Origin of the sequence: Magnetospirillum fulvum, from assembly GCF_900108475.1 — a bacterium.
Classification (GTDB): Bacteria; Pseudomonadota; Alphaproteobacteria; order Rhodospirillales; family Magnetospirillaceae; genus Phaeospirillum; species Phaeospirillum fulvum_A.
In genome coordinates this window covers 107,566-128,811 of sequence record NZ_FNWO01000008.1, presented here as the reverse complement: position 1 = coordinate 128,811, position 21,246 = coordinate 107,566, and the positions used below count along the sequence as shown (strand labels likewise).

The 21,246-nt window shown below is 64.9% G+C and carries 10 protein-coding genes and 1 pseudogene; 8 read left to right on the top strand and 3 right to left on the bottom strand.

Annotated features, from left to right (window positions below; translation table 11 throughout):
* Positions 1 to 17 precede the first annotated feature (17 nt).
* A complete protein-coding gene (locus BLW40_RS10825) occupies positions 18 to 7,886 on the bottom strand; it encodes a hypothetical protein (RefSeq protein WP_425283714.1) in 7,869 nt (2,622 codons plus the stop codon).
* A gap of 7 nt (positions 7,887 to 7,893) precedes the next feature.
* On the opposite strand from BLW40_RS10825, the gene BLW40_RS18170 reads away from it, so the two are divergent.
* Positions 7,894 to 8,163, top strand: a complete 270-nt coding sequence (locus tag BLW40_RS18170) for a hypothetical protein (protein WP_425283713.1) — start codon at positions 7,894 to 7,896, stop codon at positions 8,161 to 8,163.
* Positions 8,164 to 8,252: 89 nt separating this feature from the next.
* On the opposite strand, the pseudogene BLW40_RS18165 reads toward BLW40_RS18170, so the two are convergent.
* Positions 8,253 to 8,636, bottom strand: a pseudogene (locus BLW40_RS18165) (beta strand repeat-containing protein); the annotation flags it as partial.
* Positions 8,637 to 9,336: 700 nt separating this feature from the next.
* Here BLW40_RS18165 and BLW40_RS10820 point away from each other — a divergent pair.
* Positions 9,337 to 11,916, top strand: coding sequence for a hybrid sensor histidine kinase/response regulator (locus BLW40_RS10820; protein WP_170834562.1), 2,580 nt, complete (start codon positions 9,337 to 9,339; stop codon positions 11,914 to 11,916).
* A 7-nt stretch (positions 11,917 to 11,923) separates the two neighbouring features.
* Here BLW40_RS10820 and BLW40_RS17195 read toward each other — a convergent pair whose 3' ends face one another.
* Complete coding sequence (locus BLW40_RS17195) at positions 11,924 to 13,924, bottom strand: methyl-accepting chemotaxis protein (protein WP_170834561.1); 2,001 nt, start codon at positions 13,922 to 13,924, stop codon at positions 11,924 to 11,926.
* A gap of 227 nt (positions 13,925 to 14,151) precedes the next feature.
* Here BLW40_RS17195 and BLW40_RS10810 point away from each other — a divergent pair, with 227 nt between their 5' ends.
* The 6 genes from BLW40_RS10810 to BLW40_RS10785 all read left to right on the top strand — a co-directional run bounded on the left by BLW40_RS10810 (position 14,152) and on the right by BLW40_RS10785 (position 21,245).
* Positions 14,152 to 14,943 (top strand): response regulator, encoded by a 792-nt coding sequence (locus tag BLW40_RS10810; RefSeq protein WP_074768437.1) that lies wholly within the window; start codon positions 14,152 to 14,154, stop codon positions 14,941 to 14,943.
* Positions 14,944 to 15,021: 78 nt separating this feature from the next.
* Positions 15,022 to 17,082, top strand: a complete 2,061-nt coding sequence (locus BLW40_RS10805) for a heavy metal translocating P-type ATPase (RefSeq protein WP_074768435.1) — start codon at positions 15,022 to 15,024, stop codon at positions 17,080 to 17,082.
* Complete coding sequence (locus tag BLW40_RS10800; RefSeq protein ID WP_074768433.1) at positions 17,079 to 17,822, top strand: 4'-phosphopantetheinyl transferase family protein; 744 nt, start codon at positions 17,079 to 17,081, stop codon at positions 17,820 to 17,822. Before BLW40_RS10805 ends, BLW40_RS10800 begins: the two co-directional genes overlap by 4 nt.
* A 94-nt stretch (positions 17,823 to 17,916) precedes the next feature.
* A complete protein-coding gene (locus BLW40_RS10795) occupies positions 17,917 to 18,723 on the top strand; it encodes an FkbM family methyltransferase (protein ID WP_139305567.1) in 807 nt (268 codons plus the stop codon).
* Between the two features lie 18 nt (positions 18,724 to 18,741).
* Positions 18,742 to 19,992: a cytochrome P450 gene (locus tag BLW40_RS10790; RefSeq protein ID WP_083386744.1), complete on the top strand. Its 1,251-nt coding sequence runs from the start codon at positions 18,742 to 18,744 to the stop codon at positions 19,990 to 19,992.
* The gene (locus BLW40_RS10785; RefSeq protein ID WP_074768427.1) at positions 19,989 to 21,245 is read left to right on the top strand and encodes a hydroxymethylglutaryl-CoA synthase family protein; all 1,257 of its coding nucleotides are present in this window, start codon (positions 19,989 to 19,991) and stop codon (positions 21,243 to 21,245) included. The genes BLW40_RS10790 and BLW40_RS10785 overlap by 4 nt, the downstream gene beginning before the upstream one ends.
* Position 21,246 lies beyond the last annotated feature (1 nt).

Below are 21,246 nucleotides of genomic sequence, written 5' to 3'. Positions count from 1 at the left end.
GGATCGTCCACCCCCGGTCAGGAGGTGGCGGCGGTCAGGGCCGCGATCTGTTCGGCGGTCATCGACGCCAATTGGGTCGCGGTAAAGGCTTCGATCTGCGCGGCGTCCAGGGCCTCGATCTCGGTGGTGGTCAGGTACGAGATCGTCGTCGAACTGAGCGCCGCAATCGTCGTCGTCGTCAATCCGCTGATCTGGGTCGAGGCCAGCGACCCGAACTGAGTCTCGGTCATCGCCGCCAGTTGGGTTACGGTCAGCGCCCCGATCTGGGTCGAGACCAGCGCCCGCAACTGGGTTGCCGACAGGCTTTGAATCTCGGTTGAGGTCAGGCTGGATACCTGGGTTTCGCTCAAGGCGGCGATCTGGCTGGTCGAGAGCGCGGCGATCTGGTCGGCGCTGAGCGCGCGCAACTGCATCCGCACCAGCGCGCCAAGCTGGGTAATGGTCATCGCCGCGATGCTGGTGGTGGTGATGTCGTCGATCTGATCGACGGTCAGTTCCCCGATCTGGCTGGTGGTCAGACCGCTCAATTGGGTCAGCGTCATCTGCTCGATCTGGGTTTCGGTCAGCCCCGAGATCGCGGTCGAGGAGATGGACCCGATCTGGGTCGCGGTCAGGGTGGCAAAGGCGGTGGACGTCAGCGCCCCGATCTGGGTCGCGGTCAGGCCGTTCAATTCGGTGGTGGTCAGCAGTCCGACCTGGGTGGTGCTGAGGCTGGCAATCTGGGCGGTGGACAGGCCGGCGATGCCGCTGGCCGACAGGCTGCGGAACTGGGTGGTGCTGAGGGCGGCAAAGGCGGTGGTGGTCAGACCGCCGACCGCTGCGGCGCTGAGCGCGGCGATTTCCGTCGCCGTCATCGCCTGAATCTGGCTGGTCGTCAGCGTCGCGACCTGGGTCGCGGTCAGGCCGCCGATGCCGGTGGTGGACAAAGCGGCGATAGCGGTGGTCGTCAAGGCGGCGATCTGGTCGGCCGACAGGCTGGCGACCTGGGTCGCGGTCAGTCCGGCGATTTCGGTGTTGGTCAGATCGTCGATCTGGTCGGTGGTCAGGCTGGCGATCTGGGTCGTCGTCAGCGCCGCGATTCCGGTGGCCGACAAGGCGCGCAATTGCGTGGTGGACAAAGCGGCGATGATGCCGGTTCCCAGCCCGGCGATTGCGGTGGTGGACAGCGCGCCGATCTCGGTCGCGGTCAGCGCGGCAAGCTGGGCGGTGGACAAACCGGCGATCTGGGTCGCACTCAGCCCGCTGGCCCCGGTGGAAGACAGCGAGGCGATCGCGGTGGTGGTCAAGGCGGCGATCTGGGTCGAAGACAAGGTCGCGACCTGGGTCGCGGTCAGGCCGCCGATCTGGGTCGCGGTCAGCACCTCAAGCTCGGTCGCCGACAACCCGCCGATCTGGGTCGCGGTCAGCGCCGCGATCTGCGCCGTGGTCAACGCGGTCATCTGCTTGGTCGAGAGCGTTCCGATCTGGGTCGCCGACAACCCGCCGATCGCGCTGGTGGAGAGCGCCGCGATTTGAGTGGTGGAGAGCGCCGCAAGCAGGGTGGACGGCAGCGCCGCGACCTGGGTCGCGGTCAGCCCGGCAAGACCGGTCGCGGTCAGGCTGGACAGATCGGTGGACGACAGCGCCGCCAATTGGGTCGCGCTCAACGCCCCGATTGCGGTCGAGGTCAGGCCGCGCAATTGGGTCGTGGTCAAATCGTCGATCCGGGTCACCGACAATTGACCGATCTGGGTACTGGTCAGCGCCGCCAGTTCGGTCGTGGTCAACGCCTCGAACTGGGTGGTGGACAGCGCTTCGATCTGGTCGGCGCTCAAGCCCCTCATCGCCGAGGTCGCGAACGCGGCGATCTGGCTGGTGGACAGGCTGGCGATCTGATCCACGCTGAGGCTGGCGATTTGGGTGCTGGTCAGCCCTTCGATCCCGCTGGTGGACAGCGCCCCGATCTGGGTCGCGTTCAGGCTGGCGATCCGGGTGGTGGTCAGGCTGCCGATCTGGGTCTCGGTCAGCGCCGCCAGTTGCTTGGTGGTGAGGGAATCCAGCCCGGTCTGGGTCAGTCCCGACAAAGCGGTGGTGGTGAGCGCGGCGATCTGGGTGGTGGCGAGCGCGCCGAGCAAGCTGGTCGGCAGGCTGGCGATCTCGGTCTCGGTCAGCCCCTTGATCTGAGCGGTGGTCAGCACGGCCAATTGCTTGGTCGATAACGCCGCCAATTGGGTGCTGGAAAGTGCGCCGATCTGGGTCGCGGTCAGCCCTTTGACCTGGGTGGTCGAGAGCGATTCGATCTGGGTCGCCGACAGCACCGCCAGCTGTTTCGTCGTCAGCGCCCCGATCTCGGTCGCGGTCAATTGGGTGATCTGGGTGGTGGTCAGCGCCCCGATCTGGGTCGCGGTCAGCCCGGCGACGGCGGTGGAGGTCAGCGCCGCGACCTGGGTGGAGGACAGCGCCGCGATCTGGGTGGTGGTCAGAAGGGCGATCTGGGTCTCGGTCAGGCCGCTGATTTCGGTGGTGCTCAACTGGGCGATCTGGGTCTCGGTCAGGCTGGAAAGCTGGGTCGAGCTCAGTTCGGCGAATTGCTTCGCGGTCAGCGCCGCCAATTGCTTGGTCGAGAGCGCGGCGAGGGTGCTGGTGCTCAATCCGGCAATCGCCGAGGTCGAGAGCGCGGCAATCTCGGTCGTGGTCAGCGCCGCCACTTGGGTCAGGCTCAGCGCCGCCACCTGGGTCGAGGTCAGCCCGGCGATCTCGTTGGCCGACAGGCTGGCAATCTGGGTGGACGACAGCGCGGCGATCTGGGTCGTGGTAAAGGCGGCCAGTTCGGTCGAGGTCAGACCGCGCAATTGGGTGGTGGACAAAGCGGCGATCTGGGTCGCGGTCAGCCCCTTGATCTGGCTGGTTTCCAGACTGCCGAGCAGGGTGGTGGACAGCGCCGCGATCTGCGTAACGCTCAGGCTGGCGAGATCGGTGACGGTCAGACCGTCGGACGCGGTGGCGGACAAGGCGGCGATCTGGGTCGCCGACAGCGCCGCCACCTGGGTGTCGGTCAACGCGTCGATCTGGGTCGAGGCCAACCCGGCGATCTGAGTCGCGCTCAATCCGGCGATCTGGGTGACCGACAGGGCCTGAATCTGGGTCTCGCTGAACGCGCCGATCTGGGTCGCGGTCAGGGCGCCGAGCAGGGTGGTGGACAGGCCGAGCAGTTCGGTGGTGGAGAGGCCGCCAATCGCATCGGTCGAGATTGCCGCGATCTGACTGGTGGTGAGGGTGCCCAACTGGGTCACCGACAGCGCCGCCACTTGGGTGTCGGCCAGGGCGGCGATGGTCGCGGTGGCCAGGCTGGCGATCTGGGTGGTGGAGAGTGCCGCGATCTGGGTCGTGCTCAATCCCTCGATCGCGGTCGATCCCAGCGCGGCGATCTGGCTGGTGGAGAGTGCGGCAATCTGGCTGGCCGACAACGCGGCCAGTTGAGTCTCGCTGAGTGCGGCGATGCCGCTGGTGGACAGCGCGGCGATCTGGGTCGCGCTCAATCCGGCGATCTGGGTCTTGGACAGCGCGCCGGTCTGGGCGGCCGACAGCGCGGCGACCTGACGGGTCGTCAGCGCCGCCAGATCGGTCGTGGTCAGTCCCTCGATCGCGGTGGCGGTCAGGGCGGCGATCTGGCTGGTGGCGAGGGAGGCGACCTGGGTCGAGGTCAGCGCGGCGACCTGGGTCGAGGTCAGGCCGCCGATCCCGGTCGCCGACAAAGCGGCCAACTGGGTGACAGACAAAGCGGCGATCTGGGTCTTCGACAATTCGCCGATTGCCGTCGCCGACATGCCCTTGATTTGGGTGGTGGTCAGCGCAGCGATCTGGGAGGTTGCCAGCGCCGCAAGCAAGGTATCGTTGAGGGCGCTCAATTGCGCCGTCGTCAGGCTGCTCAGTTGGGTGGTGGTCAGCACCGCGATATCGCTGGTGGTCAGCCCGTTGATTTCGGCGGTCGCGATCGCGGCGACCTGGGTCGAGGACAGCGCCGCCACCTGGGTGGTGGTGAGCGCGGCCAATTGGGTATCGGTCAGACCGCCGATTCCCTTGGCCGAGATCGCGGCGATCTGGGTGGCCGACAGCGCCTTGATCTGGGTGGTGAGCAGCCCCGACATCTGGGTCGATCCCAGCGCGGCGATCTGACTGGTCGATAGCGCCGCCAGATCGGTCAGGGTCAGACCGGCCAGCGCGGTGCTGGAGATTGCGGCGATCTGGGTGGTGGTGATCGCGGCGATCTGGCCGGTCGAAAGGGCGGCGGCCTGGGTGCTGGTCAGTCCGCTCAGTTGGGTGGTGGACAGCGCGGCAATCTGCGTGCTGGTCAGTCCGCTCACCTGGGTCGCGGACAGGGCTCCGATCGCGGTGCTGGTCAGTCCCTTCAACTGGGTGGTGGACAGGGCAGCGATCTGGGTCGCGGTCAGCCCGGCGACCTGCGTGGTACTCATCCCGGCGATGTTGGTCGCACTCACTGCGGCCAACTGGCTGGACGAGATCGCGGCGATCTGGGTCTGGCTGAACGATCCCAGTTGGGTTGCGGTCATCGCCGCCAATTGGGTCGCGGTCAACGCGTTGATCTGGGTGGCGGACAGCCCGGCAATCGCACTGGTGGCCAGGGCGGCGATCTCGGTGGTGGCCAGGGCGGCGATCTGGGTCACCTTCAGCGCGGCAAGCTGGGTACTGGCCAGACCGCTGATCGCGGCGGTACTCAAGGATTTGACCTGGGTGGTCGTCAGGCCGGTCAGTTGGGTGGTGCTAAAGACGGCGATGTCGGTCTTGCTGAGGCCCTTGATCTGGGTGGCAGACAAAGCGGCGATCTGGGTGACCGACAGAGCGGCGATGGCGGTGGTGGACAAAGCGGCGATCTGGGTCGAGGTCAGCGCCGCGATCTGCCCGGTCGAGAGGGCGACGATCTGGGTATCGTCCAATCCGGCGATCGCACTGGTGGACAGCGCCGCGATCTGGCTCGCATTCAGGGTCTCGATCTGGGTGGTGGCCAGCGCCGCACTCTGGTCCGAGGTCAAGGCCCCGATGTCGGTGGTGGTGATCGCCGCGATCTGGGATTCGGTCAGGGCGGCGATCTGGGTGGAGGAGAGCGCCGTCGCCTGGGTCGCTTTCAGCGCCGCGATCTGACTGGTGGTCAGTGCCGACAGAGTAGACGTCGAGAGTGCGGCGATGGCGGTGGTCGAGAGCGCGGCGATCTGGGTGGTGGTCAGCGCCGCCGCCGCAGTCGCGCCCAACGCTTCGGCCTGGGTGGCGGTCAGATTGGCGATCGCGGTGGTGGAGAGCGCCGCCAGTTGGGCGCTGTCGAGGGCGGCAAGCTGGGTGGTGCCGAGGGCGGCGACCTGGGTTCCGTTCAGTCCCTTGACCTGGGTGGTGGTCAGGGTCTTGATCTGGGTGGCCGAGAGCAGGCCGACCTGGGTGGTGGTCAGCCCGGCCAGAACGGTCGAGGCGATCAGGCTGAAATCGGTGGCCGTCAGCGAGGCGATCTGCTCTTCGGTCAAGCCCCGGATCTGGATCGCGGTCAACGCGGCGAACTGGGTATCGCTCAGTTCGCCCAGATCGGTCACGGTCAAATCGGCGATGTCGCTGCTGGTCAGTCCCTTTAACTGGGTGACGGTCAATGACTTGGTCTGGGTCGCCGACAGCGCGCTGAACGCGGTTCCGGTCAGGGCCGATATTTGGGCCGAGGTCAGCCCGGCCAGTTGGGTGGTGGACAGCGCGGCGATTTCGGTCGCGGTCAGGCCCGTTGCCGCCGTCGTGGTCAACGCCGCCAGTTGGGTGCTGGCGAGGGCGGACAATTGGGTCGTGGTCAGCGCTTCGGCTTCGGTGCTGGTGATCCCCTTGATCTGAGTGGTGGTCAGGGCCGCCAACTGGGTAAGGGTGATCGCCTGAAGCTGAGTGACGCTAAGCGCTCCGATCTGGGTCGAGGACAGTCCCTTGAGCTGGGTGGCGGTCAGCCCCTTGACCTGGGTGGTGCTGAGATACCCGACCTGAGTGGTGGTGAGCGCGGCCAGCCCGGTCGAACTTATCGCCGCCAACTGGGTCTGGTCCAACCCGGCGATCTGCTCTTCGCTCAGACCCTTGATCGCCGTCGCCGACAGCGCCGCGATCTGGGTGGTGGACAATTCGGCAAGGTCGGTATCGGTCAGCGCGGCCAGCGTGGTGCTGGTCAGCCCCTTGATCTGGGTGGTGGTCAAGGTAGCGACCTGGGTGGAATCGAGCGCGTTGAACGTCGTCGTCGATAGCGCCGCCAGCTGGGTCGAGGTCAGCCCGGCCAGTTGAGTCGAGGTCAGAACGTCGATCTGGCTCGCGTCCAGCGCCGCGATCGCGGTGGTGGACAAAGCGGCGACCTGGGTCGCGGCCAGCGCCGCGATCTTGGTGGTGGAGAGCGCGTCAATGCCGGTGCTGGTGAGTCCCTTGATCTGGGTGGCGGTCAGCGCCGCCAACTGGGTGGTGGACAGCGCCGCCACCTGCTCGGACGACAAAGCGGCGATCTGGCTGGTGGTCAGGCCCTTGGCCTGGGTGGCGGTCAATTGGGCGATCTGGGTGGTCGAGATCGTCCCGATCTGGGTGACGGTCAGCCCGCTTAATTCGGTCGAGGTCAGCGCGGCCCATTGCGTCGCGGTCAGGGAGCCAATCTGATCTTCGCTCAGCCCCCGGATCTGGGTGACCGAAAGAGCCGACAATTGCGTCAGCGTCAGTTCGGCCAGATCCTCGACGGTCAGGGCGGCGATCCCGGTGCTGGTGAGTCCCTTGATCTGGGTGGTGGAGAGCGTGGCGACCTGGGTCGCGGTCAGGGCATTGAGCGCCGAACTGGTCAGCCCGGCAAGCTGGGTCGAGGTCAGCGCCGCCAACTGGGTCTGGGGCAGGGCGGCGACCTGGGTGGTGGTCAGCCCCTTGATTTGGGCGGCGGTCAGCACCGCGATCTGGGTGGTGGTGAGGGCGGCGACCTGGGCGGTGCTCAATTGGGCGATCAGGGTGGTGGTCAGCCCCTTGACCTGGGTGGTGGTCAGTGCGGCGATCTGGGTGGTGACGAGCGCCGCCAGACGGTCGTCCGACAATGCGGAAATCTGGGTGGCGGTCAGGCCCTTGACCTGGGTGGTCGAAAGCTGACCGATCTGGGTCACCGACAATTGGCCGATCTGGGTGGTGGAGAGCGCCGCCACTTGAGTGGCGGTCAGAACGGTCAATTGGGTCGAGGTCAGCCCGCCCAATTGCTCTGCGGTCAGGCCCTTGATCTGGGTCGCGGTCAGCGCCGCCAGTTGGGTGGTGGACAGTTCCAGCAGGTCGCTCTGGGTCAGTTCGCCGATCTGGGTGGTGTTCATCCCCCGGATCTGGGTGACGGTCATCGCCCCGATCTGGGTGGTATTCAGGGCCAGAATGGCCTGGGTCGACATTTTGGCGATCTGGGCGGCGGTCAGTCCCTGGACCTGCTCGGTCGAGAGTGCCGCCACCTGGGTCTCGGACAGCGCTGCCGCCGCCAGGGTGGTGAGGACGGCAAGCTGGGTCGAGGTCAGCGCGGACAATTGCCCATTGGTCAGCGTGGCGATCTCGGTCGCGGTGAGTCCCTTGATCTGGGTGGTGGTCAGCGCGGCCAACTGGGTGGTGGACAGCGCCGCCACCTGCTCGTCGGACAAGGCGGCGATCGCGGAACTGGTCAGGCCCTTGATCTGGGTGGTGGTGAGCGCGGCGATCTGCTCGGTCGAGAGCAACTGGACCTGGGTGGAGGTGAGACCGCTTAATTCGGTCGAGGTCAGCGCGCTCAACCGGTCTCCGGTCAGGCTGGCGATCTGGCCCTCGGTCAGGCCCTTGACCTGGGTGGTGGTCAATTCCGCCAACTGGGTGTCGGTCAGTTCGGCGAGATCGGCGACGCTCATCGCGGCGATGTCGGTGCTGGTCAGCCCTTTCAATTGGGTCGTCGTCAGTGATTCGACCTGGGTCGCGTCCAGCGCGACGATGGCGCTGGACGACATCGCGCCAATCTGGGCCGAGGTCAGTCCGTCAAGCTGGAGGGTGGACAGCGCCAATGTCTGGGTTTCGTCAAAACCGCGCACCGCCGTCGTCGTCAGGGCCGCGATCTGCGTTGCCGACAGGGCGGCAAGCTGGCTCTGCGACAGCGCTCCGACCTCGGTCGAGGTAAATCCCTTGATCTGAGTGGTGGTCAGCGCCGCGACCTGAGTCGGCGTCAGCGCCTCCAGCAGCGTCGTCGTCAGCGCGGCGAGTCCAGCGGCGGACAATCCCTTGACCTGGGTGGTGGAGAGCGCGGCAAGCTGGGTGGTGGACAGGCTGTTGATCTGGGTCGAGGTCAGCGCGGTCAATTGGGTCGAACTGAGGGCGGCAAACTGCTCGTCGCTCAAGAGCCCCAGTTCGGTAACGGTCAGCGCCTTGATCTGGGCGGCGGTCAGCACCGAAATCTGGGTGGGGGTCAGCGCGGCCAATTGCTCCGAGGTCAGGGCGGCGATCTCGATCGCGGACAATCCCTTGATCTGGGTGGTGCTCAGCGCCGCGATTTCATCGGTGCCGAGCGCCGCGATCTGCACGCTGTTCAACACCGACAATTGGGCGACGGAAAAGCTGAGCTGGCTGGTCGTCAGCGCCGCGATCTGGGTTGTCTCCAACCCCTTCATCTGGGTGGTGGTCAGATAGGAAAGCTGGGTCGCGCTCAATCCCGAGATCTGGGTGACGGTCAGTCCGTCAAGCTGGGTCGATGTCAGGGCAAGAAAATCGGTCTTGGTCAGCGAAGAGACGACGCTCAGAGATAATGCGGAAATTTGTGCCGACGAATAGGTGGAATAGACTGACGAGGATACCGACGATACCATGACGCAGCTCCCTGTCAGTCTCTGGATTGTTGATTTATAATTAAGATTGAAGCCACGTTATTCGCCCTTCAGTCGCGGGCGGGACCACTTTGGTCTTGATCGCTCCTTGTCAGGTGATACGGCGGCGGCGGGCATTTCAGGCGTTGAAGAGTTCCGCCCGATGCCGCACGGCCCGGTGCCATGGGGGCGGACGGATATGATCCTCAGCGAGTTTTGCTGAAAATAAGTCTCGTATGCGCTTAATGTTCTATCGAAAGGCGTCCTGGTTGGGGCGAAACGCGATATTCGCGTGACGGACTCCATCACTTCAATCGCTTTGACCATTGACATTCCGGACAATACTCAATCCATATCGACAAGCAATCCGGGGAATCCCCATCATCCGAGATGGTCGCCAGATTTTCCGCTATCCTTTATTGTCGATGCTGTTGTGGCGATTTGGGCGTCTGTCGCCTTACCCTGTCGATGGTTCGGCGTCATGGACAATGGGGCGGAGTGTGAGGGCGTGACACAGTGGTTCTGCGCCCTGCTGGCGGGGCTGGCTTTTCTTCTCGTCGCAGCCATGCCGGGCGGGGTGTGGGCGGCCGATCCGATTGCCGTCCTCCCGGTCGCCGAACTCGATCTGTCGAAACAAGTCGATTGGTGCGCGGCGGACCCCGGTCTGGACGTCGTCGCCATCGCGGCGGGTGGCTGCCGGTTTGCCCCCGCCTCGTCCAAAGCGCTGGCGCGCGGATTTTCGAAACAGGCGTTCTGGCTGCGTCTCGTCCTGGTCAATCCGGCGGCGGAGCCGGTCGTTCGCTGGTTGCGGGTCGGCCATGCCCGCCTGTTGCGGGTCAGCTTCTTCGAGGCGGTCGCCCCGGGCCAGTGGCGTCGCTCCGACACCGGGCTCACGGTCCCAGCGACCCGGCGACCGGTCTTTTCCATTGATCCCATCCTGCCGGTGACCTTGGCGGCGGGAGAGCGTCGCACCCTTCTGGTCCGGGTCGAATCGACGACCTTCATCGACCTCAATCCGACGCTGTGGCAACCCAACGCCTATGCCAAAAGCCGCGGACAGATCGTGCTGTTCCAGGCCGCCAGCATCGGCTGCCTGCTGGTGACGACTCTGTTCACGATGATGATCTATTTTCAGTGGAAGGATCTGGCCTACCTTTACTTCGCGGCGGGTTTGTTTGCCAAATCGGTCTATCTATCGACCGATACCGCGCTGCTGCCGACCTATCTGTGGCCCGAGGATCTTTCCTTCGATATCCGCCTCCACGCGTTGGCAGGGCTCGCGATCGGGCTGTTTTTCGTGCTGTTCATCAGACGGTTCGTCGGCACCCGTCCGGCCTATCGCGGGTACCATGCCGTGCTGCTCGTCCTGCTGTTCGGCGGGATGATCCCGGCGGCGATCTGGTCCTGCCTGGTCGATTACAGCGCCGGCATCAGAGTCATGCTGCTGCTGTCGCTGTTGATGTCGACCCTTGCGATCGCGCTGTGCTGGCGGGCTTGGCGTAACGGGTTCCGCCCGGCCGGATTCCTGATGATCGCCTACATCATCTTCGTGGCGAGCCAATTGACCTATGCCTTCGTCGCCTTTGGCGGCGGGGCCTATGTCGATCTGATCTCGATCATCAATCTGTGGGGCTTCCTGATGAGCTCGCCTACCGCCTTGTTCGGCATCGCGATGCACAAGGACGATATGCAGCGCCAGTTGATCGCCGCCCAGGCGGAAAGCGCGGCCCGGGTCGATTTCCTGGCCCGGATGAGCCACGAATTGAGGACGCCGCTCGACACCATCCTCGGCACCGCGCAATTGCTGTCGCGCGCGCCCGGTCCGCCGCGACAGGCCGAAGGGCTGTCCACCATCCGCGACAGCGGGTGGCATCTGCTGCGGATGATCGACGACATTCTCAACCATGCCCGCGGTCTGGCCGGGCGGTTCACCCTGGTTCCGGTTCAGGTGGATTGGCCGTCCTTCCTGCGCGGAATCGAGGCGAACGGACGGCTGCTGGCGGCGCGCAACGGCAACACCTTTCTGCTGCGCTGCACCGGCGCTCCCCTCCGCACCGTGCGGTTCGACGACGGACGGGTGAGGCAGATTCTCGACAATCTGCTGAGCAACGCGACCCGCCACACCCGGAACGGCCGGATTCAGGTCAATTGCGTCCCGATCTGGACCGACCGGCCGAATCAGCTTCTCCTTCATTTCGAGGTGATCGACACCGGCGAAGGCATCGCTCCGGCCGATCGCGATCGCATCTTTCTGCCGTTCGAACGGGGGGGCCGCACGACCCGTCAAGGCGGGCGGGGGGTGGGCATGGGGCTGGCGATCTCGCGGCAATTGGTCGAATTGATGGGCGGCCGACTGACGGTGGAAAGCCAATTGGGGATGGGAGCCTGCTTCCGCTTCCAGGTGATGGCCGAGGCGGCGTGGGCGGGCAGCGGTCCCTCGGCCGACAGCTCTCTTCCCGCCGCCGTCTTGGGCGGGCAGCATAGCGTTCTGCTGGTCGAGGACGAAGAGGAGAGCCGCCGGATTCTCGCCACCCTGCTGAGCGAAAGCGGCTTTGTTGTCCATGAGGCGAGCAGCGGCCGGGAAGCGGTCGAATGGTGCGCGATGGTCGATTCGGTCGATGTGGTGATGACCGATCAGTTCATGGATGACGGCGATGGGTGGATGGTTCTCCAGACTCTGAGCCGTCTCTATCCCGATTTGCCGGTGGTGCTGATGTCGGCGGCCCCCCCCACTCCTCCCGCCGGATTCCCGGCCCAACTCAGCTTCGCCGCCCATCTGTTGAAGCCGCTCGACCATCGCCGGGTGGTCGGCTGTCTGGGCGATCTGCTCGGGTTGGGGTGGGAAGATAAAGCCGAGCCCGAGCCCGCTCCGGTGGACGAAACCCCGGTTCCGTCATCGTGTCGCCCCGATCGCGCTGAAATCCGGGTGTTGCGGGAAATGATCGCGAACGGCCAGATGAGCGCGATCATGGCCTGGGCCGACGAGCTCGCCTTGCGCGAGCCTCGCTGCGCCCCGTTTGCGAAACGCGTCCATGCCGCCGCCCACCAGCTTGATTTTCCCACCCTCCAGGCTCTGGCGGAGCAATAGCGCCGGGCTACAGCGATCGGACGTTGCCGAGAAATTCGCCGACGCATTGTTTCAGTTTCCCCGCCTCGGTGCCAAGGCCGGAAGCGGCATGGGCGACGTTGCCCGCGACCGCGCCGGTCTGCCGGGCCGCCCGGCCTACTTCATCGACACCGCCCGCCATCTCCGCCGTTCCTCCGGCGGCCAGTTCGGTATTGCGGGCGATTTCGGCGGTGGCGGCCCCCTGCTGCTCGACGGCGGCGGCGATCGCGACCGAGATTTCCTTCATGTCCTCGATGGTGTCCTTGATGCCGAGGATCGTATCGACGGCGCGTTGGCTGACCGTTTGCATCGCCTCGACCTGTCGGGCGATTTCCTCGGTCGCCTTGGCGGTCTGCGCCGCCAGGATTTTCACCTCGCCCGCCACCACCGAAAATCCCTTGCCGGACTCTCCGGCCTTGGCCGCTTCGATCGTCGCGTTCAAGGCCAGAAGGTTGGTCTGGGACGCAATCTCCCGGATCAGCGTCACCACCGCGCCGATATTTCCGGTTGCCGAGGTCAGGCCGGTGACGATGTCGTTGGCGTTGCTGGCTTCGGCAGCCGCCATCGTGGCGATTGCCTCGGATTGCGCGACCTGACGGCCGATTTCGCTGATCGAGGAACTCAGTTCCTCGGCCGCCGTCGCCATCATCTGGATTGTCTGCGAGGCTTGGGTGACGGCATCGCCGACTTCGGACGCGGTCTGGGTGGTGTTTTCGACCGAGGAACTGATCTCGCCCGAGGCCTGGGTCATGTTGGCCGCCGCCCCTTCGAGCGCGACCAGGACGGATTCGACCGACTGATCGAAACTGTGGGTCAGGTCGAGCAGGGCCTGAGCCCGCTGTTCCCGGCGGATGAGGTCGGCCCGTTCCCGCTCGGCGAGGGCTGCCGCCTCCTCAAGCTTGTCCTTGAAGACGGACAGGGCGCGCGCCATCGTCCCCACTTCGTCCTGGCGCGCGGTATAGGGAATCTCAATCTGCCGGTCTCCGCCCGCGAGTTGGACCATCGTCCGGTTGAGGCGCAACAATGGGTGGCTGACCGAGCGACCGACTCCGACTGCCATCGCCATTGCCAGCAGGACGACGGCAAAAGCGAGCCCGAGATTATGCATCCTGGCCTGGGTGAAGGTCTCGCCGCGCTGGCGCAGCAGCCGGTCGAGTTCGCCCCGCGAGGCCCGCCACAACGCATCGGCGCGGATGAGCACATCGTGCTGGAGCGCGGTCAGACGCGTCGGGCTGGTCTGAGGCGTGCCCCGGTCCTGGGTGGCGACGGCCTGCAATTCGGTCAGATAGGCCTGGGCCGTTTTGGCCAGGGCGGCGTGCGGAGCCTGCAAAGCGGCGGCCATTTGCTGGTCGGGATTGCCCCGATATCCGGACTCGAGCGAGGCGGCCACCCCCTCGACGACAGAACGAAAATCGCCGATCCGGCTGAGCAGTTCGGCCAATCCGGCGATGGTCCGGTTCTCATCGCCCGCGACCGGAAGGGCGGCCCAATAGACCTTGGCCGCACCCTCGATCAATTCGGGCAGCTTCACCACCGCCACATCCATCGCGTAATAGGAATCGAGATCGGGATCGAGAATCAGATTGGACCCGTCTCCCACCCGGGCGATGACTCCCCGCGTCGCGACGACCGCCGCCTCGATATCGGCGACGGTGGGGTGGGGAAGGGTCGCGGCGGTCAAAGCCTGTTTCAGCGGAAGGATCGTATCGCCGGTTCCCATCGTCTTGCCCAACTCGGCGTCTTGGCGCAGCACGGCATCGACCATCGGCGGCAATAACGAGGCGGTTTCCGCATGGAGCTGCAAGGCGACAAGTCCGACCTCTAGCTCCGCCAGGCGATTGAGATAGGCGACGCCCTGGCGTTCCTTTGCCGCGAAGTCGATATCCTTCGCCGCCTGGGTCAGATAGAGCCCGGCCAGGAAAAGAACGGGAAGAATGAAAACAACCGAAAGTAGGGCCAGTTTGATGCTGAGACGGAGATTATGAAACACCGGTCCCCCCAAATAAGAAAATACTTTCGCACGAAATAACATCTTACAGGCGAGATCGGATCTGCTCATCCTGTGACGGTAAATATCGAATTTACTCCGCCAGAGGGGGGTAAACTTTTCCCGGCGGTGCAGAAAGCAATCCTCGCGGAACTATTTTTTCGGTGGTTGGGGCGGATGGGGCATGGAATAATGCGGCGTGATGTGATGCAGAGAGTCAGGGTTTAGCGCTGCAAACAGACCTTCTCCTGATTGACGATTCCTTGACCGATCTTCGTCTTTTGATGGAGATGCTGGCGGCGCGCCAGTTTAAGGTCAGCGTCGCCTTCGACGGAGCCAAGGGCTACCAGCAGGCGGTGCTGCAACGGCCCGCGCTGATTTTGCTTGATGTCTGCATGCCGGGAATGGATGGCTTTGCCACCTGTCGCCATCTGAAAGCCAATCCGGTCACCCAAATGATCCCGGTCATTTTTCTGACCGCAGCCAATGCGCTCGACGAGCGGTTGGGCGGATTTGCGGTGGGGGCGGTCGATTATATCGGCAAGCCGTTCGATGAGAATGAGGTGCTGGCCCGCGTCGGGGTGCATCTGCGCCTGATGCCGAAGCTGGCGGTCGAACATGCCGCCGCCAGCCCGCTTCCGCCTGCGATGTCGCGCAACAACGCGTTGGTTCAGGCGGCGCAGAAAATCATGGCCGACCAGATCGCCAATCCGCCGTCGCTCGAGGATCTGAGCCGCCTGCTCGGCACCAATCGCCGCCGGATCAACCATGCCTTCCAGGAATGTTGCGGTCAGCCCGCCTTTGGCTGGCTGCGCGAAGAGCGCCTGCGTCAGGCCCGCAATCTGGTTTGTCAGACCGATACGCCGATTTCGCTGATCGGCGACCTGCTCGGCTATTCGTCCCCGGCCAATTTCACCCGAGCCTTTCGCGAGCGGTTCGGCTTCGCGCCCCGCGATCTGCGCTGTCTGGTCCCGTCCTTCGATGGCGCGGGATCGGGGGCGGGCGAAACCGGCCGACGTTGAGCCGGTCGGCCGGGTTGTGTACAGTCTGTGGCCCTGGGCTTATCGTTTCCCGCCCGCGACACCGGATGAGCTGATCTTATGATTGTTGGACTCGGCCTGCTGTGTCTTGCGTATTACGGGGCAAAGAAACTGCCCGAAGACAGCCCGATTGCGATCAAGATCAGGGAGGTAAGCGAAACCGCGATCCGCTATTTGACCGACGAGAAGCCGCCGCCCGAAAATCTTGAAGACGACAAAGAAGCGGAAAAGAAATACGTCCCCGAACCCGCCGAGGTGATCCAGGGGCATTACACCAACGCCAGCGCGTTCTGCCTGGGGGCGCTGGCGGTCCGGCGCTTCGTTCCGCTGGCCGGTCCGATCGGATTTGCCGCCTACGTCTACGGAATGGGGCCGCATCTGCGCGATGTCGAAGCGTCCCTGCTCAAGGAAAAGAAGATCGATTGCGACAGTCTGTTTCTGTTCGCCGACGTCCTTGCCCTGGTCACTGGGAATTATGTCGCCGCCGCTCTCAGCCTGTACATGATCCATCTGGGAAAGCTGGGCGTGCTCCGGGCCAAGGATCTGAGCCGCAAGGAACTGCGTCATCTGTTCCTCGATCTGCCCGGCAAGGTGTGGGTGATCCGCGACGGGTGCGAAATCGAGGTCGATCTCGAATCGGTGCAGAAGGACGAATGCATCGTTCTGCACGGCGGCAACGTGATCCCGGTCGATGGGGTGATCGTCCAGGGCATCGCCGGGATCAATCAGCAGGCTCTAACCGGCGAGGCCCAGATCGTCGAGAAGGGGCCGGGTGAGTCCGTCTTCGCCAATACCTTCGTCAGTTGCGGTCGCATTCTGGTCAAAGCGGAACGGTCGGGGTCCGAGACCACCTCCAATCAGATCGCCGACATCCTTCTCAATTCGATCAGCTACAAGTCCGACGCCCAGTTGAAGGGCGAGAAATGGGCCGATCAATTGACGATGCCGCTGTTCTATTCCTCGCTCGGTCTGCTGCCGATCATCGGTCCGGTTTCGACCTCGGTGTTCATCAACTCGCATATCGGGATGCGAATCCGCGTCTTTGCCCCGATGGTCACCCTGAAACATATCAGCATGGCGTCGAAGAACGGTCTGCTGGTCAAGGATGGGCGGGCGCTGGAACGGTTGATCGAGGTCGATGCGATCTTGTTCGACAAGACCGGGACGCTCACGCACGAAGATCAGGATGTGACCCGCATTCACTGCGTCAACGGGTGCGACGAGGCCGAGTTGATCCGCTATGCCGCGATCGCCGAGCAGAAACAGACCCATCCGATCGCCCAGGCCATCCTGCGCAAGGCGCGCGAGATGGAGGTGTCGTTCCCCGATATCGAGGATTCGAACTATTCGATCGGGTACGGGATCACCGTCGTCTGCGGCGACGAAATCATTCAGGTCGGCAGCGTGCGCTATCTGGAAGGGGAAGCGATCCCGTTGCCCGACGATCTGCGCCAGTTGCAGATCCGCGAGCAGACCGCCGGGCATACCTTCGTGTTCCTCGCGGTCGATGGGCAGGTGCGGGGCGCGGTGCAACTGGAGGCGCAAATCCGCGCCGAGGTCGAACAGGTCGTCGCCGGACTCCGCCAGCAGGGGATCGGCTATATGGCGATTGTTTCCGGCGATCACGACGGTCCGACCCGGGCGCTGGCCGAGCGATTGGGGATGGATGCCTATTTCGCCAACGTGCTGCCCCAGCAGAAGGCCGAGATCGTCACCAGATTGCAAGACGAGGGCAAGGTCGTCTGTTTTGTCGGCGACGGGATCAACGATTCGATCGCGCTGAAGCAGGCCGACGTTTCGATTTCGGTGGCCGGGGCCTCGACGATCGCCAAGGACATGGCCGAGATCGTGCTGATGGACGGCCATCTCCATGAAATGAACCTTCTCCACGACATTTCGTCGTCGCTCGACCGCAATCTCAACAAGAGCCTGTGGTTCTGCATCGCCCCCGGCGTGGTCAATCTGTTCGGCACCTTCGTCGTCAAATTCACGACGCTGACCTCGCTTTTGGTCAACACGTCCTTTGCCGGGATCGGGATGGCGGCGGTTTCCTCGACCCCCGACGTCGTCCGCGAGCCTGCGCCCGAGCCCGAGGATGCGGAGGCGGAGTCCGGTCGATGAGGGACGCGGTCGAGGGGACGCGCGGGCGGGTGGCGGTGTGGTGGCTGGCGGTCGAGTCGGTGGCCGAGAGCCAGTGGCCTGCCTTGGCTGCGCTGCTGGACGAGGCCGAACGCGAGCGCGCCGCCCGCTTTCATTTCGAGCGCGACCGCCACAGCTATATCGCGGCCCATGCCCTGGGGCGGCGGCTGCTGTCGTCGTGGGCCGGCGGCGCACCGCAGGATTGGCGCTTTTCCGTCGGCGAGCACGGCAAGCCCGAAGTGGTGGTGGCGGAGGGAGCGCCGCTCCTGCGGCTCAATCTGTCGCATACGCGGGGGCTGGCGGCGGCGGCGCTGACGGAGGGCGGCGATATCGGCATCGACGTCGAGTGGCTCGACCGCAAGGCGGCCAGCCTCGATCTGGCCCAACGCTTCTTCGCCCCCGCCGAATGCGCCCAACTGGCCCGGATCGCGCCCGAGCAGGCGGGCGAGGCGTTTTTGGACTTCTGGACCTTGAAGGAAGCCTACGTCAAGGCGATCGGCAAGGGGCTGGCCCATGCGCTGGACCAGTTCGCCTTTACCCTGGCCCCGCTCGCGATCCATTTCGAGCCGACGCCGGGCGACGATCCGGCCGACTGGCTGTTCCGCCAGTTCCGGCCGACGCCGCGCCATGTGATGGCGCTGGCGCTGCGTCCGTCCGGGGCGGGCCAGCCCGAGATCGAAGCGGTGGCCCGCACCGCCGCCGACCTGATCGGCTCGGGGTGAGAGGTCTTGACGCTGTTTGCCGCATTGGGGACAATGGTTGTCCTGTTTCCTGGCAGGCAATGCGCCCTTGGGGCAGATCAGGGTGGAGTTCCCGATGCAATCCGCCGTTTTGCCCGATGGCCGTCAGATTTATTGCGTCAATGCCTATGAAGTCGAGTTCGGAATCCACGAAATATTTTCCGACGATCTGACCGCGCGTGGTCTTCGCCTGCCCGCGAACGGCACCTATCTCGACGTCGGGGCCAATATCGGTCTGTTTTCGCTTTATCTGCGCGATCGCTGTCCCCAGGCCCGCATTATCGGCTTCGAGCCGATGCCCGCCGTGTTCGCGCCGCTGGCGGCCAACCTCGCCGCACTGACCCCGCCCGGCGAAGCGGTGGAACTGGCGCTGGGCGACCGGCCGGGCTGGGCCGAGTTCGACTATTTCCCCGGCATCGCCGCACTCTCGACTCAGAACCGCGCGGTGGGCCAGACCATGGCGGCCGGGCTGCGGGCGCTGTTGGGCGGCCATCAGGCCGGGAGCGAGGTTCAGCACATCGTCGAGCGCACCGGGGCGGCCGAGGCGGTGGCCGATGACGGCTTTCTCGACGCCCTGCTGCGGCCCGAGCGGGTGCGGGCGCAGGTCGATACCTTGTCGGCTCAGATCGCGGCCCTGGGGGTGGAGGCGGTCGATCTGCTCAAGATCGACACCGAAGGGTCCGAGCGTGAGGTTCTGGCCGGGCTGGCCGAGGCCGACTGGCCCAAAATCCGCCAGTTGCTGGTCGAGGTTCATTTGGGACCGGAGGTGACGGAAACGATGGCGGCCGATTTGCGCGGCCGGGGCTTTTCCACCACGATCGGTGCCCATCCCCTGTCCCAAGGCGGGGCGGCGGTTTTTCACATCTATGCGGCACGGCCTTAAGCGCCGGGAGGGAGAGGAATGGTTGAGACCGTAGCGGGACCGGTGACCGGACACGATTGGTGGCGGATGCTGAGCGATAAGGCGTTCCTGGCCAACCCTTATCCGGATTTGCACCGCCTTCTGGCGCAGGGACCGGTTCACCTCGACGACCAGTCCGGGATTTATTTTGTGCTGGGCCACCAGGCCTTCGCCGAAGTGGTCCGCTCGCCCGCGATCGGCCGCGACACCCATTATTGGAAGCCGGGCTGGAATTGCGACGATTTCCGCACCCGCGATCCGGTCGGCTATGCCCTGTTCCAGGGCGTTCAGCCGCAGATGATCAACGTCGATGGGGCCGACCATCAGCGGATGCGCGGGATGTGGGAGAAGTCGTTCCGCCCCGGCGCGATCAACGAATTGACCCCGATGATCCAGGCCGAGGCCGACCGTTTGCTGTCGGCCCTGCCCGACGAAGGCGAGTTCGACATCGTCGCCGCCTTTGCCGCGCCGATGCCGTTGCGGGTGCTCGGGAACCTGCTCAACCTGCCCCCCGAGATGGACGACACCATCCATCGCTGGAGCGAGGCGCTGATCCGCATCGCCGACGTTCTGCTCTCGCCCGAGGACAAGCAATCGGCGCTGGACGCGCTGATCGCCTGCAAGGCCTATCTGCGCGACTTCCTGGCCGAGCGCCGGGCCGCCGCCGATACCAGCCTGACCAGCATCATCCTGCGCGCCCAGGACGAGGGCGTGTTGAACGAGGAAGAGACCCTGGTCAACATGGTGTCGATGCTGATCGCCGGGCACGAAACCACCGTCACCCTGATCGGCAGCGGCCTGTTGCTGCTGCTCGACAATCCCGATCAGATGGAGCGGCTGCGGGCCGACCGCTCGCTGGTGCCGCTGGCGGTCGAGGAATTCATGCGCTGCGAGCCGGGCGGCAACATGATTTTGCGGGTGGCGCGCGACGACGTCACCATCTGCGGCACGCCGATCCCCGCCGGTTCGCCGCTTCTCGGCATGATCGGTGCCGTCAACCGCGATCCCGCCCGCTTCGAGGATCCCGATCGCTTCGACGTCGGACGGCAGCCCAATCCGCATTACACCTTCGGCGGCGGGGCCCATTTCTGCCTGGGCGCGCCGCTGGCCCGGCTGGAAGGACTGATCGCCGTCAACGCTCTGCTTGATCGCTGGCCCTCGATCCGCCGCGCCGGTCCGGTCGAGTGGCGGGTCGATCGCATCAACGCGCGCGGTCTGGTCAACCTGCCGGTGCGGGTCGGCAGCGCATGACCCGCCCGGTCGGCGTCGAGGCTCTCGGTGTCTATGGCGGTGCCGCGAGCCTGGACGTCCGGGCGCTTTGTCTGCATCGCGGTCTCGACATGCCGCGTTTCGACAATTTGCTGATGCGCGAAAAGACGGTGGCGCTGCCGTTCGAGGATCCGGTCACCTTTGCCGTCAACGCCGCCAGACCGCTGGTCGAGGCGATGTCGGCCGAGGAGCGGAACCGGATCGAGATGGTGGTGACCTGCACCGAATCCGGCATCGATTTCGGCAAGTCACTCAGTACCTATATCCACCATTACCTCGGACTTTCCGGCCATTGCCGCCTGTTCGAGATCAAGCAGGCTTGTTATTCCGGCACCGCCGGGCTTCAGATGGCGGTGAATTTCATCCTGTCGGGCACCTCGCCGGGGGCCAAGGCGCTGGTGATCTGCACCGATCTGTCGCGCTTTGCCCTGGCCGATGCCGAGGCGATCCAGGAATGGGCCTATTCCGAGCCCAGTTCCGGCGCGGGCGCGGTGGCGATGGTGGTCGGCGATTGTCCCCATATCCTGCGGATTGATCCCGGTGCCTATGGCAATCACGGTTTCGAGGTGATGGACACCTGCCGCCCCGGTCCCGACACCGAGGCGGGCGACGCCGATTTGTCGCTGATGGCCTATCTCGATTGCGCCGAGCGGGCGTGGAAAGACTATGCCCGCCGGGTCGAAGGCGCCGATTTCCGCGACAGCTTCGCCTATCTCAGCTTCCACACCCCGTTCGGCGGCATGGTCAAGGGCGCTCACCGCACCTTGATGCGCAAGCTCTACAAGGCGCGGCCCGACGAGATCGAGGCCGATTTCGCCCGCCGTCTCGGCCCCAGTCTGGCGTTCGGCCAGCGCGTTGGCAACACCGCCGGCGGTTCGGTCTTCCTTGGTCTGGCCGGTCTGCTCGAAACCGCCCCGATCGCCGCGCCGTGCCGGGTCGGCCTGTTTTCCTACGGTTCGGGCTGCTGCTCGGAATTCTTCAGCGGCGTCGTCACCCCGGAAAGCCAGCGCCGGGTCCAGGCCAGCGGGATTGCCGCCGCGCTGGATCGCCGCCACCCGCTGACGATTACCGAGTACGAACATCTGTTGCGGGGCGATCAGGTGATCCGCTTTGGCCAAAAGGATGCCACCATCACCCCCGATATTCTTCCGGCGGCCTGGGCGGCGATCGAAGGGACGGGGCGTCTCGTTCTCGATGGCATGGTCGGCTATCATCGCACCTATCGTTTCGTATGAC

What these genes read in the sequence shown, in the direction of transcription:
- BLW40_RS10825 (WP_425283714.1), bottom strand. Translation starts at nt 7,886, where the DNA reads ATGAGCGTCGCCGATCTCGCCGAACTGACCGACACCCAGTTGGCGGAA.
- BLW40_RS18170 (WP_425283713.1), top strand. Translation starts at nt 7,894, where the DNA reads ATGTCGGTGCTGGTCAGCCCTTTCAATTGGGTCGTCGTCAGTGATTCG.
- BLW40_RS10805 (WP_074768435.1), top strand. Translation starts at nt 15,022, where the DNA reads ATGATTGTTGGACTCGGCCTGCTGTGTCTTGCGTATTACGGGGCAAAG.
- BLW40_RS10800 (WP_074768433.1), top strand. Translation starts at nt 17,079, where the DNA reads ATGAGGGACGCGGTCGAGGGGACGCGCGGGCGGGTGGCGGTGTGGTGG.
- BLW40_RS10795 (WP_139305567.1), top strand. Translation starts at nt 17,917, where the DNA reads ATGCAATCCGCCGTTTTGCCCGATGGCCGTCAGATTTATTGCGTCAAT.
- BLW40_RS10790 (WP_083386744.1), top strand. Translation starts at nt 18,742, where the DNA reads ATGGTTGAGACCGTAGCGGGACCGGTGACCGGACACGATTGGTGGCGG.
- BLW40_RS10785 (WP_074768427.1), top strand. Translation starts at nt 19,989, where the DNA reads ATGACCCGCCCGGTCGGCGTCGAGGCTCTCGGTGTCTATGGCGGTGCC.